14 protein-coding genes are annotated in these 18,794 nt (G+C 58.9%); 10 read left to right on the top strand and 4 right to left on the bottom strand.

The window, feature by feature from the left end:
- Position 1: 1 nt before the first annotated feature.
- From RE428_RS11385 to RE428_RS11350, 8 genes are all read left to right on the top strand, one after another.
- Complete coding sequence (locus RE428_RS11385) at positions 2–1,999, top strand: acetyl/propionyl/methylcrotonyl-CoA carboxylase subunit alpha (protein WP_004582133.1); 1,998 nt, start codon at positions 2–4, stop codon at positions 1,997–1,999.
- The gene (locus RE428_RS11380) at positions 1,996–2,901 is read left to right on the top strand and encodes a hydroxymethylglutaryl-CoA lyase (protein WP_004582132.1); all 906 of its coding nucleotides are present in this window, start codon (positions 1,996–1,998) and stop codon (positions 2,899–2,901) included. The genes RE428_RS11385 and RE428_RS11380 overlap by 4 nt, the downstream gene beginning before the upstream one ends.
- Positions 2,902–3,135: 234 nt before the next feature.
- On the top strand, positions 3,136–5,109 hold the full coding sequence (locus RE428_RS11375; RefSeq protein ID WP_004582131.1) for an acetoacetate--CoA ligase: 1,974 nt from the start codon (positions 3,136–3,138) through the stop codon (positions 5,107–5,109).
- A gap of 8 nt (positions 5,110–5,117) precedes the next feature.
- On the top strand, positions 5,118–6,515 hold the full coding sequence (locus tag RE428_RS11370) for a sigma-54 interaction domain-containing protein (protein ID WP_004582130.1): 1,398 nt from the start codon (positions 5,118–5,120) through the stop codon (positions 6,513–6,515).
- Positions 6,516–6,785: 270 nt separating this feature from the next.
- Entirely contained in the window at positions 6,786–7,847 is a 1,062-nt protein-coding gene (locus tag RE428_RS11365; protein ID WP_004582129.1) for a TRAP transporter substrate-binding protein, read from the top strand.
- Positions 7,848–7,963: 116 nt separating this feature from the next.
- Entirely contained in the window at positions 7,964–8,557 is a 594-nt protein-coding gene (locus RE428_RS11360; RefSeq protein WP_004582128.1) for a TRAP transporter small permease subunit, read from the top strand.
- Positions 8,544–9,902 (top strand): TRAP transporter large permease, encoded by a 1,359-nt coding sequence (locus RE428_RS11355; protein WP_004582127.1) that lies wholly within the window; start codon positions 8,544–8,546, stop codon positions 9,900–9,902. The genes RE428_RS11360 and RE428_RS11355 overlap by 14 nt, the downstream gene beginning before the upstream one ends.
- Positions 9,903–9,915: 13 nt before the next feature.
- The gene (locus tag RE428_RS11350) at positions 9,916–11,457 is read left to right on the top strand and encodes an acyl CoA:acetate/3-ketoacid CoA transferase (protein WP_004582126.1); all 1,542 of its coding nucleotides are present in this window, start codon (positions 9,916–9,918) and stop codon (positions 11,455–11,457) included.
- Positions 11,458–11,752: 295 nt separating this feature from the next.
- Here the strand turns inward: RE428_RS11350 and RE428_RS11345 are convergent, their stop codons facing one another.
- Positions 11,753–12,694 carry an electron transfer flavoprotein subunit alpha/FixB family protein gene (locus tag RE428_RS11345; protein ID WP_004582125.1) on the bottom strand — a complete coding sequence of 314 codons (942 nt, stop codon included), beginning with the start codon at positions 12,692–12,694 and terminating at the stop codon, positions 11,753–11,755.
- Positions 12,695–13,444: an electron transfer flavoprotein subunit beta/FixA family protein gene (locus RE428_RS11340; protein ID WP_004582124.1), complete on the bottom strand. Its 750-nt coding sequence runs from the start codon at positions 13,442–13,444 to the stop codon at positions 12,695–12,697.
- Positions 13,445–14,203: 759 nt separating this feature from the next.
- On the opposite strand from RE428_RS11340, the gene RE428_RS11335 reads away from it, so the two are divergent.
- Positions 14,204–15,856 carry an electron transfer flavoprotein-ubiquinone oxidoreductase gene (locus RE428_RS11335; RefSeq protein WP_004582123.1) on the top strand — a complete coding sequence of 551 codons (1,653 nt, stop codon included), beginning with the start codon at positions 14,204–14,206 and terminating at the stop codon, positions 15,854–15,856.
- A gap of 351 nt (positions 15,857–16,207) precedes the next feature.
- Here the strand turns inward: RE428_RS11335 and RE428_RS11330 are convergent, their stop codons facing one another.
- Together RE428_RS11330 and RE428_RS11325 are read right to left on the bottom strand one after the other, a co-directional pair.
- Positions 16,208–16,669 carry an FKBP-type peptidyl-prolyl cis-trans isomerase gene (locus RE428_RS11330; protein ID WP_004582122.1) on the bottom strand — a complete coding sequence of 154 codons (462 nt, stop codon included), beginning with the start codon at positions 16,667–16,669 and terminating at the stop codon, positions 16,208–16,210.
- A gap of 209 nt (positions 16,670–16,878) precedes the next feature.
- On the bottom strand, positions 16,879–17,448 hold the full coding sequence (locus RE428_RS11325) for a DUF1285 domain-containing protein (RefSeq protein WP_004582121.1): 570 nt from the start codon (positions 17,446–17,448) through the stop codon (positions 16,879–16,881).
- A 192-nt stretch (positions 17,449–17,640) separates the two neighbouring features.
- Between RE428_RS11325 and RE428_RS11320 the strand changes: the two genes are divergently transcribed.
- Positions 17,641–18,768, top strand: coding sequence for an aminotransferase class V-fold PLP-dependent enzyme (locus RE428_RS11320; RefSeq protein WP_004582120.1), 1,128 nt, complete (start codon positions 17,641–17,643; stop codon positions 18,766–18,768).
- Positions 18,769–18,794: the final 26 nt, after the last annotated feature.

Below are 18,794 nucleotides of genomic sequence, written 5' to 3'. Positions count from 1 at the left end.
GATGACCCAACACGCCATCCAGACCCTCCTGGTCGCAAACCGCGGCGAGATCGCCCTGCGTATCATGCGCACCGCCCAGCAGATGGGCATCCGTTGTATTGCGGTTTACTCTGACGCCGACCGCCTGGCTCCGTTCGTTAAACAGGCAGACGTTGCCGTTCACATAGGTCCGGCTGCGGCGGCGGAAAGCTATCTCAAGGTTGATCGCATACTGAAAGCTGCCCGGGATAACGGCGCCGACGCCATCCATCCAGGCTACGGCTTCCTGTCTGAGAATACGGCCCTCGCCGAGCAATGCGAGGCCGAAGGCATTCGCTTCATCGGACCGCCCGCATCAGCCATTGCTGCCATGGGTTCGAAAAGCGCAGCCAAAGCGCTGATCGCCGAGGCCGGAGTGCCGCTGGTGCCGGGCTATCACGGAGATGACCAGAGCCTGGAACGTTTTCGCGAAGAAGCCGAGAAAACCGGCTTCCCGATGCTGATCAAGGCCAGCGCCGGCGGAGGCGGTAAGGGGATGCGCGTCGTGCGCTCGGATAACGAACTTGAAGACGCCATTGCTGCAGCGCAGCGCGAAGCCAGCTCCAGTTTTGGCGATCCGCACCTGCTCATGGAGCGTTACCTGGAAAATCCGCGCCACGTTGAAGTCCAGGTCATGTTCGACAGCCACGGCAAGGGCCGCTACCTGTTCGACCGGGACTGCTCGGTCCAACGCCGTCACCAGAAGATCATTGAGGAAGCACCCGCGCCTGGCCTGCCACCAGCGGTGCGTAAGGCCATGGGCGAAGCCGCCGTGCGCTGTGGCGAGGCCATCGGCTATGTCGGTGCCGGGACGGTGGAATTTCTCTACGAGCCAGGCGGTTATTTCTACTTTATGGAGATGAACACCCGGCTGCAGGTCGAACACCCGGTCACCGAACTGATCACCGGCCTGGACCTGGTCGAATGGCAGATTCGCGTCGCCAACGGCGAGCATCTCCCCTGGGCTCAGGACGATCTGGAGTTCAACGGTCACGCGATGGAAGCACGGGTCTATGCCGAGGATCCGGACAACGACTTCCTGCCGGTGACCGGTCGTCTCCACTATCTGCACGAGCCGAGCGACCTGCCCCACGTCCGGGTCGATTCCGGGGTGGCCGAGGGTCTTGAGGTAACGCCTTGGTACGATCCCATGCTCGCCAAGGTCATCACCTGGGGCGAAGACCGTACGACAGCCCGCACCCGGTTGATTGAGGCCCTGGACCATTACGAAGTCCTGGGCGTCACATTGAACAATGCATTCGTGTCGCGCGTGCTGCGCCATCCGGATTTTGCGGCTGCGGACCTGACGACTCACTTTATCGAGAAACACCAGGATGCGTTGTCCAAACCGGATTTCGATGAGTCCGAACAGCTCGCCCTGAGCTGGCTTGCCTGGCAACAGGCTACCCTGCGGCCCCAGGCGTCCGGTCCGTGGTCGCTGGCCGACAGTTTCCGGCTCGGCGGCCCGCGCCAACAGCGTTGCGAGATCCGTATCGGCGATACGGGTTCCACCCTCATGTATGAGCTAACCAATGATCGCGAGGCTCATTTAATCCTCGCCCCCGGGACGCCGCCCTTACGCCTTTCGTGGCAGTCGGCCAGAAACGATCAGGCGCTTAACGTCCAGATCGGCGGACGCCGGGTTCGGTTGTCCTGGGCCAGCCATGGGGAGAAACTGGGGGTATTCGCTGACAGCAACCATTGGCTTGCCCTGGTCAATCATCCAGAGGAGCAGTTGGATGACGCCGAGAGCGATGGCCACTTGACCGCGCCCATGCACGGCCGGGTTATCGCCCTGAACTGTGCTGAGGGTGATCGTGTCGAAGCCGGTAAGGCGCTGGTTGTGATGGAAGCCATGAAGATGGAGCACAGCCTCAAGGCGCCTGCTGCCGGACGCATCGTCGCGGTCCATTGCGAGAACGGCGCCAGTGTATCGGCCGGCCAGGTGCTGGTGGATTTCGAAGCGGAGGACAACGCATGACTCGGGAAAAGGTAACGCTGGTCGAAGTCGGCCTACGGGACGGCCTGCAGAACGAATCCACGCCGGTTTCCGCCGACAATCGCGTCCGCTGGTTCGACGCGCTTGCAGACGCAGGAATGAAACGCATTGAGGCCGGCAGTTTCGTGTCGCCCAGATGGGTGCCGCAAATGGCCAACACCGATGAGGTCATGGCGCAGATCCAGCGTCGCCCCGACGTCTCCGCAGAAGTGCTGGTACCGAACACCAAAGGTCTCGAGGGCGCCCTCGCCTGCGACGCCGACGTGATCGCCGTATTCACCGCCGCCTCGGAGACCTTCAACCGCAAGAATATCAATTGCTCCATCGCCGAGAGCATCGAACGCTTCCAGCCGGTAGTGGCCGGTGCGCGGGCGGCGGGCAAGCGAGTGCGGGCTTACGTGTCCTGCGTGGTCGGCTGTCCATATGAAGGCCGGATCGCACCGGGTCAGGTGGCGGATGTCGTGAAGCAATTGCTCGAACTGGGCGCAGATGAGGTCTCCCTGGGCGATACAATCGGCGTTGCGCGCCCCAGGGAAGTCCATGCCCTACTGGATGCCACCTTACCCTTATTGCCGATCGAGAACCTAGCCCTGCACTGCCACGATACCCGGGGACAGGCTATCGCCAACATCTACGCCGCCCTTGATCGAGGCGTACGGACCTTCGATAGTGCCGTTGCCGGTTTGGGAGGTTGTCCTTATGCCAAGGGTGCTACGGGAAATGTTGCCACCGAAGATGTGCTTTACTTGCTGCAGGGTGAAGGCTTCGAGACGGGTGTGGATCTCGATGCGCTGGCTCGGGTTGGTCACGAGATTTGTGAGGTGTTGGGGCGTTCCAACCCGTCGCGTACGGGGAAGGCTTTGGCTGCTGAGTGCCAGGTGTAGGTATCTCGAAAGCGAGAAAGCCTCCCATGATGGAGTGGTTGGCGGGCACCTTCGGCGCCTCAGAAGCTGAAGCTTCTGCTACATGCTCGAGTTGACTGGAAAGTGTAGCCGACGCTTCAGCTTCGGAGCAGCCCACAGGGCTGCCTGTATCCTGAAGATCCCCTCGAATCACGGCCGACTAATAAAAATGTAAATCAAGACCGTACACAGCCGACAATAAACGGGAATGAAACGATGACAAAAACGCCACTATGGCAGCCCACTCCGGATCGTATCGCCCAGACACGTATGACCCAGTTCGAAGGGCGCTTGCGCCAGCAGTACCCGGACATGGCGCCGGGCTACGAAGGGCTTCACACCTGGAGTGTCGCGAACGCAGCGACATTCTGGCGTGAACTGGCCGATGAGTATGGCGTTCTGGCGGATTGGAGCGGCCCGGATATCGAGACCGGCGCCGACGTGGTGGGACAGCGGTTCTTCCCGGAAACCCGTATCAACTTCGCCGAGAACCTGTTGGCGCGGGGCAATCCGGATGCAGTCGCTATCATCGAACACCGTGAGGATGGACGCCGCCGAATCGTTACCTTTGCGGACCTACGCCATAAATCCCAAGCCCTGGCCGGCTATCTCAAAACCCAGGGCGTAGAAGCAGGTGACCGTGTTGCCGGTTTCGTTCCAAACGGGATTGAAGCGGTTGTGGGCATGCTGGCCGCCAGCCAGTTGGGCGCGGTCTGGTCGTCCTGCTCACCGGACTTTGGCCTTAACGGCGTCATCGATCGGTTCGGCCAGATCGAACCCAAAGTTCTGATTGCAATAAGCGGCTACACCTATAACGGTAAGGTGATCGATACCCGGCAGCGGGTTGCGGACATTGTCGAAAAACTCCCGGCCCTGAAGCGCCTGATCCGGATCGACAATCACAGCGAGTGCCCCTGGTCGCCGGAGGTGTCCGGCATCGACTGGGACGATGCGCTGCAAACGACCCCGGAGACGCACTACACTCGACTGCCCTTCAATTCGCCGCTGTATATCCTGTACTCGTCCGGCACCACAGGCGTCCCCAAGTGCATCGTGCACGGCATCGGCGGCACGCTGATGCAGCACATCAAGGAGTTGGCCCTGCATACGGACCTGAGGGCCGGCGACCGCATGTTCTATTACACCACCTGCGGCTGGATGATGTGGAACTGGCTGGTCAGCAGTTTGGGCCTCGGCGCCACGCTTGTGCTCTTCGATGGCTCGCCTTTCTCACCGGAACCGTCGGTGCTCTGGGACATCGCGGAGAAGGAACAGGTCCGAATCTTCGGTGCCAGTGCCAAGTACTACGCAGCCTGCGAAAAGGCCGGCCTGAAACCTGCCCAGAGCCACAATCTCGAACACCTGGATGCCCTGCTCTCCACCGGCAGCCCGCTCTCCCATGAAAGCTTCGACTACCTGTACCGGGACGTTAAGCCCGACGTCTGCGTGTCCAGTATTTCCGGCGGCACCGATATCGTCGCCTGCTTTGCGCTGGGCAATCCGAACCTGCCGGTGTACCGGGGCGAACTGCAGTGCGTCAGTTTGGCCATGGACGTCGCCTTCGTGGACGACGATGGCAATCCTCTCGATGAGGGCAAGGGCGAGCTGATCTGCCGCAACGCCTTCCCGTCCATGCCGGTCGGGTTCTGGAACGATCCGGATAACGAACGTTTCCGGGATGCCTACTTTAGCCGCTTCCCCTGCGTGTGGGCCCATGGCGACTACGGCGAACTCAGCATTCACCCGAAAACGGAGACCACGCCCGAGCAAAGGGGTGTGCTGATCCACGGCCGCTCAGACGCCACGCTCAATCCGGGCGGTGTGCGAATCGGTACCGCCGAGATATACCGCCAGGTGGAAAAGGTGGACGCTGTTCTGGAGTCACTCGCCATCGGTCAGCAATGGGAAGACGATGTACGCGTCGTCCTCTTTGTTCGCCTTCGGGAAGGCGTGACCCTGGATGACGAGCTGGCCCAGACGATTCGCCAGACCGTTCGCAGCAACACGACACCACGCCATGTGCCTGCGCGAATTATCCAGGTCCCGGATATTCCCCGCACCATCAGCGGCAAGATCGTCGAACTGGCCGTGCGTAACGTGGTGCACGGTGAACCGGTGAAGAACCAGGACGCCTTGGCCAACCCCGAGGCACTGAAACATTTCGAGAATATTCCAGAGTTGCAGCAGTAGAGACGTCCATGACCCGAGCCACCGGCTTTACCCTGAAAGACCTGAACGACCTGTCGGAAAGTCCGCTGCTGACTTTGCTCGACCACATTTGCGAAGGCAGCGTGATTGTCGATGACCACGCCCACATCCTCTGGATCAGCGACAAGTACCGCGAAGTACTCGGTATCGATCCGTTACGGGCGGTCAAGGGTATGCCGGTGGAGGAGCTCATCCCCAACAGCATGATGCGCCAGGTGGTCAGTAGCGGCCAGCCTATCCTGCTGGACCTGCTGCGGGTCAGGGAGACTTGGATGGTGGTCACCCGCATCCCCATTCGCGACCAGGAAGACCAGGTTATTGGCGGCATCGGGTTCGTGTTCTATAAGGACATGGACTACCTGAAGGCGTTTGTCGAGAAGTACGGCCGGCTCCGCGGCGTACCCAGCACTGCCGAAAAACAGCTCGCCAGCATGCGCGACACCAAGTACACCTTCGCCGACTTCATTGGCCAGAGCGAGCCCGTGGAGCAGCTCCTGCAACGAGCGCGCAGAGCAGCTGAACTGGACACCACAGTACTCCTGCTGGGTGAAACGGGCACCGGCAAGGAAGTGCTGGCCCACGCCATCCACCACGCCTCCGTCCGTGCCGAGCGCCCATTCGTGGGCATCAATATGGCTGCGGTGCCCGATAACCTGATGGAAGCGGAATTCTTCGGCGTTGCGCCTGGCGCGTACACCGGCGCCGACCGCAAAGGCCGCAAGGGTAAGATCCAACTGGCCAACAAGGGTACTCTGTTCCTGGACGAAGTGGGGGATCTGCCCCAAAGCCTCCAGAGCAAACTGCTCCGGGTATTGCAGGAGCAGGAGTTCGAGCCACTGGGCTCAAACGAAGTGATCCGGGTGGACGTGCGGGTCATCGCTGCCACCAGCAAGGACCTCAAGGCCATGGTGGATGTCGGGGAGTTCCGTGCCGACCTCTACTACCGGCTCAACGTCCTGCCGATTGTCGTGCCGCCGCTGCGGGAACGCGCGGTGGACATCGAGCTACTGGCAGGGACAATGATCGAACGTATTGCCCACAACCTCGGGATGGCCCCGAAATGGCTCAGCGAAAGTGCCCTGGCCTACCTACGTGATTACGATTGGCCCGGCAACGTGCGGGAACTGCAGAACACGTTGGAGCGAACGTTTATCTTCGCCCAGGGCTCGACTCTCCAGGCCGAGGACTTCCTACCATCGACTGAACGGCTTCCCGAGCAGCGGGAGGACACCGTAATCGAACCGCTCCAGAGTACCATCGCCCGTGCCGAACGGGATGGCATTCGCAAGGCCCTGGAAACAACCAACAATAATCGCTCCCAGGCTGCAAGGGCACTGGGTATTTCCCGCGCCAGTCTTTACGAGAAAATGGCCCGATACGGGTTATAGACTGTAAGGCCAATCAGAATCGAGAAGCGCATTGTCCGGATTCACGGACAGTGTCTGTTTTTCATGACACCGATTAAACACGCCAGCTCACCTTATCCGCGCATTCTTCGATATAAAGTGTCCGGGGTTCCGGACATTTTTCTAGTCATGATCCGCAAAAATTACGTATACCTCTGTTTTTGTTGAATATTCATTAACTGGCACAGGGTTTGTACTTATATAAGCGCAGATCTGATCCCTGCGTACACAACAACAATAGAGGTATAGATAATGACAACGACGAGCAAAACCCTCGCCTTCCTGTCTGCCTGCGGCCTGGCCGCGGCGGTTGCATCAGTACCGGCCATAGCTCAGGACAAGGTTCGCTGGAAAATGCAGGCTGCGTACGGCAGTAACCTCCCTGCCCTGGGCGATACCATTCCCGGCGTACTCGAAGACCTGAGTGAGGCGACCGACAATCGCGTCATCATCAAGCATTTCGAACCCAACAAACTGGTCCCGACCCTGAATATCACCGACGCGGTTCGTACCGGCAAGCTCGAAGCCGGCTACACCTGGATTGGCTACGACCAGGGCAAGATCCCGTCGTCAGTGCTGTTCTCCGCCGTACCGTTCGGCATGGAGCCCTGGGAGTACATGGCATGGTGGTATGACGGCGAAGGTCAGGAACTGGCCGAGTCCATCTACCACAAGAACAACGTCCACCCGGTGCTCTGTGGTCTGACCGGCCCCGAAACCGGTGGCTGGTTCAACAAGGAAATCACCAACCTGGAAGACATCAACGGCCTAAAGATCCGCTATGCCGGTATTGGTGGCCGGATCCTCCAGGAATTGGGCGCGTCAGTGACCGTGCTGCCCGGCGGTGAGATCTTCCAGGCCCTTGAGAAAGGTGCCATCGACGCGTCTGAGTTCTCCCTCCCAACAGTCGACAAGCAGCTCGGCTTCTATGAAGTGGCCAAATACAACTACTTCCCCGGTTGGCATCAGCCCTTCGCCGCATTCCACCTGATCGTCAATAAGGACAAGTGGGATTCCATCAGCGACGCGGACAAGACCCTGATCAACCTGACCTGTCAGGCCGGCGTCACCCGCAACCTGGCACGCAGCGAGGCATTCCAGGGCGAGGCTATCGAGTTCCTCGAGGAACAGGGCGCCCAGACCCGCAAGCTGCCTGAACCTATTCTCCGTGAACTCGAAGAGGTCACCGACAAGGTGCTGCAGAGCGAAGCCGATAAGGACGAAGACTTCGCCCGCGTGCTGAAGAGCCAGCAAGCCTTTCAGGACCAGTACGAGCGTTGGCAGGACCTGGGCTACTTGCCCCGGGACTTCTAAGCCTCAACCAGCGTACCCGCACGAGGTTCGGATTTGCCCATCGGGCGCTTCCGGGTCTCGCGCACTGATTGCTGGCTCCTCGAGCCAGCTGTCTGCCTGCATTTCCGGAGATTAGCATGACCGTTTCCACTGATACGGACCGACTCGAACTCGAGCCGGCGCCGCAGGGGCTTTCGGGCGAATACCTGCCCCACACTTCCCTATCCCGGGCTCTCGATAGCGTGATCCAGGGTTTTGGCCGTCTAAGTGCATGGCTCTGGCCCATCCTGATGATGATCATCATCGTCAATGTAGTGAGCCGCTATGTGTTTGCCCAAGGCTTCATCGAGCTCGAAGAACTGCAGTGGCACATCTATTCGGCGGGGTTTCTGTTCGCCCTGTCCTACGCCCTGCTCTGGGACAGCCATGTCCGCGTGGACCTGATCCGTGAACGAATCAGCTACCGGGCCCAGGCATGGATCGAACTCTTTGGCCTACTCTTCATCCTCGCACCTTTCATTGGGTTGCTGCTGTACTTCGCGGTGCCCTACGTGATCGATTCCTGGACCATGAATGAAGCCTCCAGCGCACCCGGCGGGCTGAGCCAGCGCTGGATCGTCAAGAGCACCCTGCCCATCGGTCTCGGGTTGTTGCTGATCGCGGCGTTCTCGCGTCTGGTCCGGTTGCTGGCTTTCCTGTTCGGAGCGGAGGCGCAACATGGACATCAATGAGCTCCTGGCCGTCGGCATGTTCGTAGCCTTTATCCTGCTGATCTTTACCGGCTTTCCCATTGCGTGGGTGTTGGGCGGCGTTGCAGTGGCCTTTACCGGGCTGGCGATGCTCTCGGACATGTATCTGGATACCTTTATCGCTATCGACTGGAGCTACTTCTCCCTGTCGATCGAGCGGATCTGGGGCACCATGAGCAGTTGGGTCCTGGTTGCCATACCCATGTTCGTCTTTATGGGGCAGATGCTGGACCGCTCCGGTATGGCCGAGAAACTGATGCTCAACGTATCGCGCCTGTTTGGACGCCTGAACGGCGGAACGGCCATCGCCGTGGTCATTATCGGCCTGCTGCTCGCCGCCTCCACAGGCATCGTAGGGGCCTCTGTAGCACTGCTGACGCTGCTGGCGGTGCCTGTCATGCTCAAGCGCCAGTACCAGCCAGAGCTCGCCGTAGGCACTGTGTGTGCCGTGGGGACGCTCGGCATACTCATGCCGCCGTCGATCATGCTCGTCATGATGGCTGACCAGCTCGCAATGTCGGTCGGCGACCTGTTTATGGGCGCGGTGTTCCCCAGCGCCATACTCGGTGTGGTTTTCGTGCTCTATATCGTTTTCCGTGGCTGGATTCATCCGGACGTAGCGCCGGCAGGCGACGATGCCGAGTCCATCACCCTCGGCATCATCTTCGACGCAGTGAAATCCATCCTGCCCCCGGCACTGCTCATTCTCGCGGTGCTGGGCAGTATCTTCGCCGGTATTGCAACACCAACTGAAGCCTCAGGCGTGGGCGCGTTTGGTGCCACGCTCCTGGCCCTGATCAACAAACGTCTGAACCTGCAAGTGCTGCGCGAAGTCTGCCGGGAAACCAGCCAGACGACTGCGTTTATCTTTGCGCTGCTGATCGGTGCGACGGCATTTTCATTGGTCCTGCGCGGCCTGGGTGGCGATGCGATGATCGAGGAAGCCCTGGCGAGCCTACCGTTCGGTCCGGCCGGCGTGGTGATCTGTATCCTGCTGCTGACGTTCCTGCTGGGCTTCGTGCTCGACTGGATCGAGATCACGCTGATTATCCTGCCGCTGGTCGCCCCGGTTATCGTCAGTATGGGCTACGACCTGGTGTGGTTTACGGTGCTGTTTGCGGTATGTCTGCAGACCTCCTTCCTGACACCACCCGTTGGCTTCGCGCTGTTCTACTGCAAGGGCGTCGCCCCACCCTCCGTGGGTGTGAAAACGCTTTACCGCGGCGTCATGCCCTTCATCGCGCTGCAAGTAACGGTGCTGGCCATCATCTTCATCTGGCCAACCCTGGTGACCTGGCTCCCGGAACAGGCCTACAGCGGACAATAGGAGAACAATAACAATGACACATCCCAAACTTCTCACCGCTGAAGAAGCCGCCGCCAAGGTACCCAGCGGCGCCACAATGGCGACCGGCGGTTTCGTCGGCATCGGCTTTCCCGAGGCGTTGGCGCGGGCACTTGAGGAGCGCTTCGTCGCAGCGAATGAGCCACGCGACCTCACTCTCGTCTATGCCGCCGGCCAGGGTGATGGCAAGGAACGCGGCCTCAATCACCTGGCCCATGAAGGCCTGGTGAAACGTGTGATTGGCGGCCACTGGGGTTTGGTTCCCAAACTCGGCGCCCTCGCCTGCGAAAACCGGATCGAGGCCTATAACCTGCCACAGGGGGTTATCGCACAGCTCTATCGCGATATCGCCGCAGGAAAGCCCGGAATGCTCACCCATGTGGGTCTACACTCGTTCGTCGATCCCCGTCACGGCGGCGGCCGCATCAATGAAAAGACCCAGGAAGAATTGGTAGAGCTGATGAGCGTTCGCGGCCGGGAATACCTGTTCTACCCGACTTTTCCGATCCAGGTGGCCTTCTTGCGCGGCACCACGGCCGATGCCCGGGGCAATATCACCATGGAACGGGAGGCCCTGCCGCTCGAAAGCCTGGCGATCGCCCAGGCGGTGCACAATTCCGGCGGGCAGGTATTCGTTCAGGTCGAGCGGCTTACAGAACGCCATCAGCTCCATGCCGAGCGCGTTCATATTCCGGGCATCCTGGTGGATCACATCATCCTTGCGGATCCATCGGAGCACCTGCAGACCTTCGCGGAGCCATACAACCCGGCTTACACGGGTGAAATTCGTCTCCCTGCGCTTATGGGCGGAGAACCGCTATCCATCAGGAAGCTGATCGGTCGTCGCGCTGCGGAGCACCTGAAGCCGGATTCGGTGGTTAACCTTGGCATCGGCATGCCTGAACTGGTAGCCGAGGTGGCAGCGGATAAGGGCCTGCTAGACAAAATCACGCTGACGATCGAGCCTGGTGCCATTGGCGGGCGCCCGGCCGGTGGGCTCAGCTTCGGTGCGGCGGCTAATGCCGAGGCCATTATCGATCAACCAGCCCAGTTCGATTTCTACGACGGAGGCGGGCTGGATCAGGCCTATCTCGGTATGGCCCAGGTCGACAGTGCAGGCAACGTGAACGTTAGCCGATTCGGGACGCGGCTCTCCGGCGCAGGTGGTTTTATCAACATTAGCCAGAACGCACGTGAGGTGTTCTTCATGGGGACGTTCGAAGCTGGGCCGCAGGACATTCTGATCGAAGATGCGGGTCTGCACATCAATCAGGGTGGAAAGGGACGCAAGTTCGTTAGAGAGGTGGAGCATATGACCTTCAATGGTCGCTATGCATTGGAGCGCGGCCAACGGGTGTTCTACATCACCGAACGCTGCGTGTTCCAGCTTACCGTGAACGGACTCGAGCTGATCGAGATCGCGCCAGGCCTGGATCTGGATCGGGATATCCTGGCCTACATGGATTTTCGGCCAGCGATTTCAAGTCGGCTTCACGTGACGGATCGGTCACTTTATCAATCCGTTGCTGTTGAGTGACGGGGCTTCGGAATAGATTCCGGGACAATAAAAAGGTCCATCGCACCTTAGCGGGAATCCGTATAACGGAAAGCATTCAGGGAATGGGCAGCCCGCCGGGCTGCTCCGAAGCTGAAGCGTCGGCTACATTTTCCAAATAACTCGAGCATGTAGCAGATGCTTCAGCTTCTGAGGCGCCGAAGGTGCCCATGGTCATACGACTCGTGCGGAGGCCTCCCGGCCTCCCCGTCACGCTAACCCGCGATGAACCATAAAAAAGGGCGCATCAGCGCCCTTTTTTAGTCGAATCAGCTCTTTAGAGAACTTTCTTCAACTCTTCTTCAAGCTGCGGTACCGCTTCGAACAGGTCCGCAACGAGGCCGTAGTCAGCCACCTGGAAGATCGGCGCTTCCTCGTCCTTGTTGATCGCAACGATCACCTTGGAGTCGGACATACCTGCCAGGTGCTGGATCGCACCGGAAATACCGACGGCGATGTACAGCTGCGGCGCGACGATCTTACCGGTCTGACCGACCTGCATGTCGTTGGGTACGAAGCCGGCATCAACCGCGGCACGGGACGCACCAACAGCGGCGCCCAGCACATCAGCGACTTTTTCCAGCATCTGGAAGTTTTCGCCGTTCTGCATGCCACGACCACCAGAGACAACGATGCCGGCACTGCCCAGATCCGGACGGTCGGACTCGGCCAACTGCTCGCTGACGAAAGAAGATACGCCCGCATCGTGCGCGCCATCTACAGACTCGACAGACGCAGAACCGCCCTCGCCGGCAACCGGGTCGAACGCGGTCGGACGCACGGTGACAACCTTGATGCTGTCGCTGCTCTTGACGGTCGCCAAGGCGTTACCGGCGTAGATCGGACGCACGAAGGTGTCTTCGGACTCGACGCTCATGATGTCGGACACCTGGGCGACATCCAGTAGTGCGGCAACGCGCGGCATGAAATCCTTACCAGTGGTTCCGGCAGCAGCAAAAATGTGGCCGTAGTTCTTACCCACTTCGGAGACCAGCAGCGAGAGGTTCTCCGCCAGGAAGTGACCATAAGCAGCATTGTCGGCAACCAGGACCTTGTTCACGCCCTCGATCTTGCTAGCCGCTTCACCCACGGCGCTACAGTTCTCGCCGGCAACCAGAACGTCGATGTCACCACCCACAGCCTTGGCCGCGGCCACGACGTTCAGGGTGGCCGACTTCAGGCTGCTGTTGTCATGTTCAGCAATGACTAGGATGCTCATTTAGATCACCTTCGCTTCGTTCTTCAGTTTATCGACCAGTTCTGCCACGTCAGCAACCTTGATGCCGCCCTTACGGGCCGCCGGTGCTTCAACTTTCAGGGTGGACAGACGAGGAGCCACATCAACACCCAGATCCGTCGGGCTCATGCTGTCGAGCGGCTTCTTCTTGGCCTTCATGATGTTGGGCAGCGAAGCGTAACGCGGTTCGTTCAGACGCAGATCCGTGGTAACGACGGCCGGCAGGTTGAGGGAAACCGTGACCAGGCCACCATCGACCTCACGGGTCACGTTGACCTTCTCGCCTTCAACCGCCACTTCAGAAGCGAAGGTGCCCTGACCCATGCCGGTCAGCGCAGCCAGCATCTGGCCAGTCTGGTTGTTGTCGGTGTCGATGGACTGCTTGCCGAGGATTACCAGCTTGGGCTCTTCTTTCTCGACAACCGCCTTCAGCAGCTTGGCGGCTTCCAGGGACTGGACTTCCTCGTCGGTCTCGACGTGGATACCGCGGTCGGCACCGAGGGCCAATGCGGTACGGATCTGTTCCTGAGCGGCCTTGGGACCGATGGAGACCACAACGATTTCAGTGGCAACCCCTTTCTCTTTCAGGCGAACCGCTTCTTCAACCGCGATTTCACAGAAGGGGTTCATTGCCATCTTGACGTTGGCAAGATCGACGCCGGTGTTGTCCGGCTTGACGCGAACCTTTACGTTGTAGTCGATTACTCGTTTAACAGCGACCAGAACCTTCATAGATTCCTCGTTCTTCTACGATGGGTTTAATGACTCGCAATCAACAGAGCTCGGATCCTGTGGGACCGCCAGAGCACTATGATTCCTGTCGCATCGATTCGTCCACAGACTCATCGTACGGTTTCGTCGAGGTCCTGCTTACCCGGCTTTTCCAGCTCTCTGCGTCAGACCTCAAGCCAACAGCGCCTGCGTCTCTCTCACGCCAAGCACGTTGAACTGTTGGAGCAGTATCGAAGATGCCCCTTACTTAAAAGCGCCATAATACTGACCACAAAGCCCAGGAGGGTCAATAGCTGCACAGACATTACACAGCCGTCGCCAGCAGTATTACAATGGCGCCCGTTGCCCGTTAAAAGCCCCTTCGGATTATCGGGCCGAAGCCACACAATGCCACCAGGCAGGGCCATTTTCAAACAAACGTTTGTTTGACTTTTAGAATATTGTATCCTTTGGCCCCGTGACACAAGACGTTCAGCGGCGAAATGGTCGTTTATCCGACGCGATTTCGGTATTATAACCATTCGCAGAGTGATTAATCGATACCGCTGTGCGAACCAGCTGGTTCACTTTGGTCATCTTGCTGCCCGCTGCCACGCTGAAAAATTCGCACGGACAACAGCCGTATCGAAGCGCTCGCTCTGAAACGCTTGTACTGAGAGACTGTCGCACTGAAAAATTAGAGAGAACAGGATTCTTCTTCGCCGCCTCATAGATGCGCGTCGAATCCCAATATCCACAACGAAGTTTGAGGAGACCAACGTGGAACGCGAATCGATGGAATTTGATGTTCTGATCGTCGGCGCAGGCCCTGCGGGGTTGTCCGCGGCCTGCCGTATCATGCAGATGGCGCAGGAATCCGGCGAAGAACTCACTGTCTGTGTCGTCGAGAAAGGCTCCGAGGTCGGCGCCCACATCATGGCCGGCACCGTGTTCGAGCCCACCGCCCTGAACGAACTCTTCCCGGACTGGAAAGAAAAGGGCGCCCCGCTGAATACTCCGGTTACCCGCGACGACATCTTCGTATTGCGCGGGCAGGATTCAGCCACCAAGGTGCCGAACGCCTTTGTCCCGCGCAACATGCACAACCACGGTAACTATATTATCAGCCTCGGCAATCTGTGCCGCTGGCTCGCCGAACAGGCCGAGGGTCTGGGCGTGGAAGTCTACCCCGGCTTTGCCGCCTCCGAGTCCATCGTAGAAGATGGCCAGGTCAAGGGCATCATTACCGGTGACATGGGCGTGGCCCGCGACGGTAGCGAAAAAGAAGGCTATATGCCGGGCATGGAGCTGCGTGCCAAATACACCCTGTTCACCGAAGGCTGCCGTGGCCATCTGGGCAAACGCCTGATCAACGACTTCAAGCTGGACGAAGGCAAGGATCCGCAGCACTACGGTATCGGTATCAAGGAGCTGTGGGATATCGATCCGGCCAAACACGAACCGGGTCTGGTCGTCCATACCACCGGCTGGCCGCTGAACGAGTCCGGCACCACCGGCGGTTCCTTCCTGTATCACCTGGAAAACGGCCAGGTTTACGTGGGTCTGATTTCGGACCTGTCCTACAGCAACCCGCACATGAGTCCGTTCCAGGAGTTCCAGCGCCTGAAACTGCACCCGGAAATCCGCAAGCACCTGGAAGGCGGCAAGCGCGTCTCCTATGGCGCCCGTGCGATTACCAAGGGGGGCTTCAACTCCCTGCCCAAGATGAGCTTCCCGGGCGGTCTATTGCTGGGTTGCGATGCCGGTACGCTGAACAGCTCCAAGATCAAGGGCTCACATACAGCCATGAAGTCGGGCCTGCTGGGTGCCGAAGCGGTGTTCGAAGCGCTTAAGGAAGGCAAGTCCGGTGAGGAAATCACGAGCTTCCAGGACCGCTTCAAAAACAGCTGGCTCTATAAAGAGTTGTACGACGAGCGCAACTTCGGCCCGACCATGCACAAGTACGGCAATATCGTCGGTGGCGGCATTGCCTTCTTCGAGCAGAATATCCTGCGTCGCAGCCTACCGATGACTTTCCACGACACCACGCCGGACTACGCGACGCTCAAATCCGCCGATCAGGCCAAGAAGATCGACTATCCGAAGCCGGATAACACGCTGACCTTCGACCGTCTGTCTTCGGTCTTCATTTCCAACACCAACCACGAGGAAGATCAGCCGGTTCACCTGAAGCTCACCGACCCCAATATCCCGATTGAGCATAACCTGCCGAAGTACGACGAACCGGCCCAGCGTTATTGCCCTGCAGGCGTGTACGAGGTGGTGGAAAAGGATGACGGCAGCGGCAAGCGGTTCCAGATCAACGCCCAGAACTGCGTCCACTGCAAGACCTGCGACATCAAGGACCCCGCCCAGAATATCACCTGGGTAACGCCGGAAGGCGGTGGCGGCCCCAACTATCCGAACATGTAAATCGGATCGTTTTGAAGGCGACTCTGCGGAGTCGCCTTTTTTATAGTTCATCGCACTTTAGCGGGAATCCGCGTAACGCAAAGCCTTCCGGGAATGGGCAGCCCGGCGGGCTGCTCTGAAGCGTGAGACTACATTTTCCAGATAACTCGACCATGTAGCAGATGCTTCAGCTTCTGAGGCGCCGAAGGCACCCATGGTCTTACGACTCGTGCGGGGGCTCCGGGCTCCCCGTCACGCTAATCCGCGATGAAACTTTTTATGCCTGCTGAAAATTCCAATAGAGCTGCAGATCAATCAGCCAGACATAAAAAAAGCGGCTGAATTAGCCGCTTTTCGAAGTCGATCCGAGAATCAGTGCACGTGACCGTGCTCAACCTCTTCCTCGGTCGGCTCCCGCGTTTCGATGACTTCCACATCGAAGTGCAGTGTCTCGCCGGCCAACGGGTGGTTGGCATCGATGGTTACGGTCTCTTCTTCGACCTCAACCACACGGACAACTTGCGGGCCGCCTGGAGTCTGGGCCTGGAACTGCATGCCCGGCTCGATGGTGTCTACACCTTCGAAGGCAGTGCGCGGTACCGGCTGTATCAGTTCTTCGTTCACTTCGCCGTAGCCTTCGGACGGTTCCACGGTAACCTTGACCTGTTCACCCGCGTCTTTCTCGTTGAGGGCGGACTCGAGGCCACCGATGATGTTCTGTGCGCCTTCGAGGTAAGTCAACGGATCACGACCTTCCACGCGGGAAGAGTCGAGCTGCTCACCCTGATCGTTGGTGAGCGTATAGTGAATAGTAACAACACGAGGTTGGGCCATGAGTTCTCCTTGCGTGCCGCAAATTTTAAGTGTGTGTCAGGCAATCGAAAGTAATCTTGAACAGGCGGACTGCACAGAGGGACTAACGACCACCCACCCTCGTTAGAGAGCCAAGCTCGTCAACGAGCTTGTTAACAATTGACATCCGAACAGCGTAACAAAGGTCTGTTGCCATTCGCTACCAGAGGTTGAGATTCGCAGCCGGTTTTTCAACCCTCCCGCCCCAATTCGTAGAAATTTCCATCGCTCCATACCCCCAATAGGCTTTCGTCACCGGGTTTTGGAGTCACGTACTCGGCGAGGTCATAGTAGGCGGCTGTAACCAGGCGGGCGTCGAGACCATGCATGACCGAAACTAGCGGACGCGGTTCATCGGACTCAGGATAGGTTTCCACACGCAACGGATGCTGCTTCCCCACAAGAAGCGTTTCGCCGGTGTTCAGCGTGAGCAGTAGCTGTTGCGATTGGCCCTCGCCCTGCACTTCCAAGCTATGGGCGACGAGCGGAGCATCCTCAACAGTCAGGCGCCATTTTTCCACCGGCGTGACCAGGTAGTATTCGCCATCCGCTTCCCGGCGAAGAATGGTCGAGAACAATCGCATCATGGCCTCCCTGGCCAGGGGGTTTCCCTTGAACAGCCAGGTTCCGTCCCGCTGGATATGGATGTCGATGTCACCGGAAAACTCCGGGTCCCATTTCTCGATCGGCGGCCGCCCGTCGAAGGCACTGCGTGCCGCTTTTAACTGCTCTTCAATACGTTGGGTCTCGTCATTCGCCATGCACTGCTCCTCGTGCCTGTTGTCCTGCCAATGGTGTGCGCCACAGGCCAGATACCTCACAGATGAATATTCCTGGGGACGCCGTCGAGCCAAAGGATGTGATAGTGTCTGCGAAGTATTCTATATGGGAGCCCTCGGGCGCACTTTCAATGCCCTGCTCCAAGGATGTCACGATCAGGTGTATTTAAAATCATGGACTTGGATGCCGAATTTAAACTGGATGAAGATCTTTGCTATCTCAACCACGCGGCGGTAGCGCCCTGGCCCGCGCGCAGCGCTGAGGCCGTCGAACGCTTCGCCCGGCAAAACGCGCATCGGGGTGCCGCCCACTACCCACGCTGGATGGCTGTGGAAAAGCAGCTTCGACAGAATCTCGCCCACCTAATTAACGCGCCATCGTTGAGCGATATCGCACTGGTCAAGAGCACCTCTGAAGCCCTGTCTTTCGTCGCTTACGGTCTGGACTGGCAGGCGGGCGACGAGATTGTCATTTCCGACCAGGAATTCCCCTCCAACCGTATCGTGTGGGAGTCGCTGGCCGACCAGGGTGTTCGGGTCCGGGTCGTCAGCCTGGATACGGAGGACTGTGAGGCGGCGCTGATCGACGCGTTCAACCCGAGTACCCGCATGCTTGCCATTAGCTCCGTGCAATACGGTACGGGGCTGCGCCTGGACCTGGAGCGGCTGGGTCGCGCCTGCAGGGAGGCGGATGTGCTGTTCTGCGTGGATTCAATCCAGAGTCTCGGTGCCTTTCCCCTGGACGTACAGCGGGCACATATCGACTTTACTATGGCAGACGGTCACAAGTGGCTGCTCGGGCCCGAAGGGCTTGGCGTCTTCTACGTCCGACCGAATCTGCGCGACCAGCTCAAGCTGACGGAATTCGGCTGGCACATGATCGAGAAGCGCGGCGACTTCTCCCAGGAAGGCTGGCAGGTTGCGGAAGATGCAACCCGGTTCGAATGTGGCAGCCCCAACTCTATGGGCGCACACGCACTTGAAGCCAGCACTGCCCTGTTACTCGAAATCGGCATGGACAAGGTGGCATCGCTGGTGCTCGACCGCACCGAGACACTCGAGGAGGAACTGCAAAAAATCCGGGGAATTGAAATTCTTTCTTCACGTGAAGCGCACCGTCAGTCCGGCATCCTGACCTTTCGGGTCGAGGGGTATGACTCACAAGTGCTATACCAGGACCTGATGGCGCGTAACGTTATTTGCGCCAGCCGGGGCGGCGGCGTAAGGTTCTCGCCTCACTGCTACACATCCGACGCCGTCATTGAACGAGCTGTCGAGCGTGTGGCCGAGTGTTTACGGTAGGGTCAGGATAGACCCGATATCTGATT

It is taken from the genome of Marinobacter nanhaiticus D15-8W (assembly GCF_036511935.1).
Lineage (GTDB): Bacteria > Pseudomonadota > Gammaproteobacteria > Pseudomonadales > Oleiphilaceae > Marinobacter_A > Marinobacter_A nanhaiticus.
This window is presented reverse-complemented; position numbering and strand designations above follow the sequence as displayed.